The organism is Streptomyces sp. NPDC058653 (genome assembly GCF_042716895.1).
In the GTDB taxonomy this organism is placed as follows: domain Bacteria; phylum Actinomycetota; class Actinomycetes; order Streptomycetales; family Streptomycetaceae; genus Streptomyces.
The window spans coordinates 1-6,593 of sequence record NZ_JBHXRM010000087.1; the positions used below are offsets into that span (position 1 = coordinate 1).

Below are 6,593 nucleotides of genomic sequence, written 5' to 3' on the forward strand. Positions count from 1 at the left end.
CCGCCGGCGCCTGGGTCTCGGCCTTGGGGGCGTGGGCCTGCGCGGGAGCCGCCGCCACGGGCTTCGCCGGCGCGGCCGGGGCCGTCGTGGTGGTGGCGGGGGGCGCTGCCGGTGCGGCGCTCACCGCAGCCCCCGCGGCTGCGGTGGATGTCGCGGCAGGCTCCGGGGATTTGTCCGCCGCACCGGTGTTGCCCGGCTTGTAGTCGGCGAAGAAGTCCCACCAGGCACGGTCGACCGAATTCGGGTCCTGGAGGTACTGCTGGTAGATCTCGTCGACGAGCCATTCGTTGGGCCCGAAGGCGGCGGCAGGATTCTTGTCCTGCCCCGTTTGGTCGGTCGAGACGCTTGAGTTACTGGGGGACTGAGACGACACGGCGGCAACCGCCCTCTTCCGCTTCACAAGGTGATGGACAGCGGGAATCAAGGCTACGCCTACCGGACCGAGAGGAGCAGACCGGGCGGGGGCAACGTCATGCAAGTCACACCGGAAGGCGGGTTTCGGCACAGGAATTGGCGGGAAACTAGCCAGGTTTCCTTGGGGCTGTCCTTGTAGTTGTCCTCGGCACTGTGGACACACCGGAGAGCCGACACGCCTTTACGGGCCCCTGAACGGGCACCGCTTCGGCGGCGCCCGGCCGAACGCCCGGGGGAACGGGTGCTTCCGGTGTCTCCGGCTTGAACTTTACGTCAACCCCGCGCCCGAGGTATTCCCGGAAGTGTCACCTGGATGAGGCACCCCCGTACGGATTCGGCCACCCCGATGCGTCCGCCGTGCAGATCCACGGCCCAGCTCGCGATCGCCAGCCCCAGTCCCGTACCGCCGTCGCTGCCCGGCCCGTGCGGCGACGGGGCGCTGCCGCGGTTGAAGCGCTCGAAGACGCGGTGCCGCTCCGGCTCCGGAATACCGGGCCCCTCGTCCTGGATCTCCAGATCCAGCGACTCCGGCCCGTGCCCGCGCCGCGCCCGCACCGTCACCCGGCCGTGGGGCGGGCTGTGCTTGACCGCGTTGTCGATGAGATTGGCCACCACCTGGTGCAGCCGCTCCGCGTCCGCGTGCGCCGTCAGCTCCGGCGGGGACACATCCAGATGCAGATGCACGTCCGTACGGGTGTGATTGCCCGAGCCCGAGCTCAGACCGCGCTGCGAGGCCGCGAGATTGGCCTCCTTCAGGACCCCGGACAGATAGGGCCACACCTCGAAGCGCCGGGCCTTCAGCGGCAGCACACCGTTGTCGAGCCGGGAGAGATCGAGCAGCGTCTCGACCAGCCTGCCCAGGCGCTCGGTCTGCTTCAGCGCCGTACGCATCGTCTCCGGGTCGGCGGCGGACACCCCGTCCACCACGTTCTCCAGGACGGCGCGCAGGGCGGCGATCGGGGTGCGCAGCTCGTGCGAGACGTTGGCGACCAGCTCCTTGCGGTGCCGGTCCACGGCCTCCAGGTCGTCCGCCATCCGGTTGATCGTGGAGGCCAGGTCGCCCAGCTCGTCGCGGCGGTCGGCGCCGCTGACCCGCCGGGTGTAGTCACCGTGCGAGATGCCCTTCGCGACGGTGTTCATCTCGTCCAGCGGGGCGGTCAGCCCGTGCGCCACGAACTGTGTGATCAGCAGCGTCGCGATCATCGAGAAGACCGTGATGAAGCGCAGCTCCGTCTCGGTGCGCAGCGCCACCATCAGCAGGCCCGTGGTGATGAGCACGGAGACCACGACGAGCATCCCGAGCTTCGTCTTGATCGAGAACGGCCGCAGACCGCCGTCGTCGGGCCCGCCCAGCGCCCCGTGGCCGGCTCGGATCCGGGCAGGGCCCTTGCGCGCGGGACCGTGCCCGGACGGGTCGTGGCGCGGTGCGCCGCTCCGGGCCCCCGCCCTGGCCGGCCGGGACGCGCCTGTACGGGACGGGCGGGGCGTGCGCCCGGGGCGCGGGACGCGGGACGAGCGGCCCGTACGGCCGGGACCCTCGTCCTGTTCGCCTCTGCCGCCCGGCGACCGGGTCATGGCGCCGGGGTCTCCAGGGCGTACCCCACACCGTGCACCGTGCGGATCCGCTCGGCGCCGATCTTGCGGCGCAGCGCCTTGATGTGGCTGTCGACCGTACGGGTGCCCGAGGCGTCCGCCCAGTCCCAGACCTCGGCCAGCAGCTGCTCACGAGAGAGCACGGCGCGCGGCGTGTTCGCCAGGCAGACCAGCAGGTCGAACTCGGTGGGCGTCAGATGCACGTCCTCGCCGCGCACCCGCACCCGGCGCTGCGCGTGGTCGATCTCCAGCTCGCCGAGCCGCAGGATGCCGCTGCGCGGGGTCACGGCGGCCAGCGCCGCGCGTTCCACCCTTCGCAGCAGCACATGCACCCGGGCCGCCAGCTCCCGCATCGAGAACGGCTTCGTCATGTAGTCGTCGGCGCCGACACCGAGCCCCACGAGCATGTCGGTCTCGTCGTCACGCGCCGTCAGCATCAGCACCGGCACCGGACGCTGCGCCTGGACGCGGCGGCAGACCTCCAGACCGTCGAAGCCGGGCAGCATCACGTCGAGCACCATCAGATCCGGCTGCCAGGCCTCGGCGGCGTCGACGGCGGCAGGGCCGTCGACGGCCGTCTGGACGACGAAGCCCTCGGCACGGAGCCGGGCCGCGATGGCGTCCACGATCGTCGCGTCGTCCTCGACCACGAGCACCCGGCGCTGCGCGCCGGGAGTGGCCGCGACCCCGTTCTGGCTGGTGTGTGTCTGCTCCATCGCCCCGCCCCTGGTACGTTCCACGATCCGTGTTCCTCGATCCACCTACCCCGTGAGGATGTGGATCCCGTGTGTGGGGAGCAGCGTAGAGGCACCGGAGGGCTCCCGGCTACGCAGGGCGAACGCCGAGGTGGACCACGTCAGGCACTCCCCGGGCAACTTGGATCTCTTCCGTCCGAACCCCGGTGAAACCGGCATTCCGCAGGGCGTCCTCGAAGACGAGGGAGGGCTGTGCGGACCAGACGGCGAGGACACCGCCCGGGTTGAGCCGGGCCAGACAGGCGGCCAGTCCGCCGGGTGTGTAGAGGCTCGCGTTCTCGTCCGTGACGGTCCAGCCGGGTCCGTTGTCGATGTCGAGACAGAGCGCGTCGTACCGGTCGAGGGGCTCCCCCTCCTGCTCCGCGGCCTCCGTCTCCGTAAGGAGGTGGTCGACCAGGTCGGTGTGGAGGATCACAGTGCGCGGGTCGCCGAGCGCGGCGCCGGAGATCCGGGCGAGCGGTCCCCCGTGGTGCCAGTCGATGACCGCCTGCTCGCGCTCGACCACCACGATCCGGCCCCAGCGCTCGTCGGCGGCGGCGTGCGCGAGCGAGAAGCCGACGCCGAGGCCGCCGATGAGGAGGGACGGCAGGCCTTCGCGGCGGTCGGGGGTGAGGGCGGCCTGCGCGGCGTCGATCAGCAGGCGTTCGGAGCGGCCGTCGGAGGTGTCCATCAGGAAGGTGCCGTTGGCGATGATCTCGTGGATGTCGCCGCTGTCACCGCCGTCGGCGACCCGGTCGGCGCCGCCCGGCCGCCGCCGCAGGACGATCTCGCCGTACGGGCCGTCGCGCCGGTCGAGGGTCACGGGGCGGTCGTGGGACGGATCGGACATGGGGTCGGGCACGGGAACGTCTCCTCAGTTCTGCGGCTGACCGGGGCCGCTGCCATCCTCGCGGGCCGCGCGGGGCGACGACAAACCGGTTCGTCGGGCGTGTGCCCGTGGCGGGCTCGGACAGTCCTGCGCGGACACGGCGAGGCCGGCCGGGCGACGGGCGCCGGGCGACGGGCGTCGGTCCGGTGACGGTTTCGCGGAGCTTCCTTGCGCATGGGAGAGCCCAGCCCGGGGCCCACGCCGATGTAATGGCCGAACCCGCCACTGGAACATTACGCCGCAGGGTGCTGTTCCCTTAAAAGGGGTTTCGGGGGCTTCTGTCCGGAGAGGGCCCGGCGCCGGGATCGCTCAGAGCGAACACCCTCCCTGGGTATCGGGGAACAACGGGGGGCTCACAAGCATTGAGTCTGCATAGCTCAACTTTTTGACTGCCAAAGGGGAGACCATGGCTGCCACGTCCACACCGCTCACCCTGCCCGTGCTGCCGCTCGACGACGAGGTCGTGCTGCCCGGGATGGTGGTGCCTCTGGACCTGTCCGACACCGAAGTACGTGCCGCCGTGGAAGCCGCCCAGGCGGCGGCCCGCGACGACTCCGACGGGGGAAAGCCGAAGGTGCTGCTCGTGCCGCGCCTCGACGGGGCTTACGCGGGGACCGGCGTCCTCGGGACCGTCGAGCAGGTCGGCAGGCTCTCCGACGGCGACCCCGGCGCACTGATCCGCGGCAGGGGCCGCGTCAGGATCGGCGCCGGTACAACCGGACCCGGCCGGGCCCTGTGGGTCGAGGGACTGCACGTCGACGAGACGGTGCCCGACCCGCTGCCCGGTTCCGTCACCGAACTGATCAAGGAATACAAGGCTCTCGCCACCGACTGGCTGAAGAAGCGCGGCGCCTGGCAGGTCGTGGACCGTGTCCAGCAGATCGACGACGTCTCGCAGCTCGCCGACAACGCCGGTTACTCGCCGTTCCTCAGCACCGCCCAGAAGGTCGAGCTGCTGGAGACCGCCGATCCGGTGGCCCGTCTGAAGATGGCGACCGACCAGCTCCGTGAGCACTTCGCCGAGCAGGACGTGGCCGAGTCCATCGCCAAGGACGTCCAGGAGGGCGTCGACAAGCAGCAGCGCGAGTTCCTGCTGCGGCGCCAGCTCGACGCCGTACGCAAGGAGCTGTCCGAGCTCAACGGCGACGCGGCGGACGAGTCCGACGACTACCGGACCCGTGTCGAGGCGGCCGACCTGCCGGAGAACGTCCGTGAGGCCGCTCTCAAGGAGGTCGACAAGCTGGAGCGGTCGTCCGACCAGAGCCCCGAGGGCTCCTGGATCCGCACCTGGCTGGACACCGTCCTCGAACTGCCGTGGAACGAGCGGTCGGAGGACGCGTACGACATCCAGGGCGCCCAGCGCGTCCTCGACGCCGAGCACGCGGGCCTGGACGACGTGAAGGAGCGGATCACCGAGTATCTGGCCGTCCGCAAGCGCCGCAGCGACCGCGGCCTGGGTGTCGTCGGAGGCCGCCGAGGCGGCGCCGTCCTCGCCCTCGTCGGTCCGCCCGGCGTCGGCAAGACCTCGCTCGGCGAATCCGTCGCGCACGCCATGGGACGTTCCTTCGTCCGCGTCGCGCTCGGCGGAGTCCGGGACGAGGCGGAGATCCGCGGCCACCGGCGTACGTACGTGGGTGCCCTGCCGGGCCGTATCGTCCGGGCCATCAAGGAGGCCGGTTCGATGAACCCGGTCGTCCTGCTCGACGAGATCGACAAGGTCGGCTCCGACTACCGGGGCGACCCGGCCGCCGCCCTGCTCGAAGTGCTCGACCCGGCGCAGAACCACACCTTCCGCGACCACTACCTGGAGGTCGAGCTCGACCTCTCCGACGTGGTCTTCCTCGCCACCGCGAACGTCCTGGAGTCCATCCCCGAGGCACTGCTCGACCGGATGGAACTGGTCCGTCTCGACGGCTACACCGAGGACGAGAAGGTCGTCATCGCACGCGACCACCTGCTGCCCCGGCAGCTGGAGCGGGCCGGTCTGGAGACCGGCGAGGTCACGCTGGAGGACGAGGCGCTGCGCAAGCTGGCGGGCGAGTACACCCGCGAGGCGGGCGTACGCAACCTCGAACGCTCCATCGCCAGACTCCTGCGCAAGGTCGCCGCACAGCACGAGCTGGGCGAGCGTGAACTGCCGTTGTCCGTGGGAGACGGCGATCTGCGCGGCCTGATCGGCCGGCCGCACCATGTGCCCGAGTCCGCCCAGGACCCGGCCGAGCGCCGCACGGCGGTACCGGGCGTGGCGACGGGCCTGGCCGTCACGGGCGCGGGCGGGGACGTCCTCTTCGTGGAGGCGTCGCTGGCCGACCCGGAGACGGGCGGTTCGGGGCTCACCCTGACCGGACAGCTGGGCGACGTCATGAAGGAGTCGGCGCAGATCGCGCTCTCCTTCCTGCGCTCGCACGGCGCGGAGCTGGAGCTGCCCGTCGCGGACCTCAAGGACCGGGGCGTGCACATCCACTTCCCGGCGGGAGCGGTGCCGAAGGACGGCCCGAGCGCGGGCGTCACGATGACGACGGCACTCGCCTCGCTGCTGAGCGGACGCCAGGTCCGTACGGATGTCGCGATGACCGGTGAGGTCTCGCTGACCGGACGGGTCCTGCCCATCGGCGGTGTGAAGCAGAAGCTGCTGGCCGCGCACCGCGCGGGCATCACGACCGTGGTGATCCCGAAGCGGAACGAGGCGGACCTGGACGACGTCCCGGCCGAGATCCTGGAGAAGCTGGAGGTCCACCCGGTGACGGATGTCCGCCAGGTTCTGGAGCTCGCGCTCTCGTCGGCGACGGCCGACGCGACGGAGATCCCGGTCGCCGCGTAACGGCGTAGGCCGGAAGCGACGGAGATAAGGGGTGGGCCCCCCGGGCGCGGTGCGGGGGGGGCCCCCCGCGTAAGAGAGGGGCGGGCCCTCCACACCCGGGGGGGGCGGGGGGGGCGGGGGGGGGTGCCGGGCCTGGGGCGGG

5 protein-coding genes are annotated in these 6,593 nt (G+C 71.6%); 1 reads left to right on the plus strand and 4 read right to left on the minus strand.

Features of this window, described 5'->3' with window-relative positions:
• The 4 genes from ACFWU9_RS36115 to ACFWU9_RS36130 form a co-directional block, all read right to left on the minus strand.
• The coding region (locus tag ACFWU9_RS36115) for a hypothetical protein (RefSeq protein WP_384325335.1) at positions 1 to 373 on the minus strand (373 nt) is incomplete at its 3' end.
• Positions 374 to 687: 314 nt separating this feature from the next.
• Complete coding sequence (locus ACFWU9_RS36120; protein ID WP_078079478.1) at positions 688 to 1,710, minus strand: ATP-binding protein; 1,023 nt, start codon at positions 1,708 to 1,710, stop codon at positions 688 to 690.
• 275 nt (positions 1,711 to 1,985) lie between these two features.
• Complete coding sequence (locus tag ACFWU9_RS36125; RefSeq protein ID WP_023538700.1) at positions 1,986 to 2,723, minus strand: response regulator transcription factor; 738 nt, start codon at positions 2,721 to 2,723, stop codon at positions 1,986 to 1,988.
• Positions 2,724 to 2,832: 109 nt separating this feature from the next.
• Positions 2,833 to 3,591, minus strand: a complete 759-nt coding sequence (locus ACFWU9_RS36130; RefSeq protein ID WP_384325339.1) for a spermidine synthase — start codon at positions 3,589 to 3,591, stop codon at positions 2,833 to 2,835.
• A gap of 445 nt (positions 3,592 to 4,036) precedes the next feature.
• On the opposite strand from ACFWU9_RS36130, the gene lon reads away from it, so the two are divergent.
• The gene (gene lon, locus ACFWU9_RS36135) at positions 4,037 to 6,451 is read left to right on the plus strand and encodes an endopeptidase La (protein WP_384325337.1); all 2,415 of its coding nucleotides are present in this window, start codon (positions 4,037 to 4,039) and stop codon (positions 6,449 to 6,451) included.
• The last annotated feature ends 142 nt before the right edge of the window (positions 6,452 to 6,593 follow it).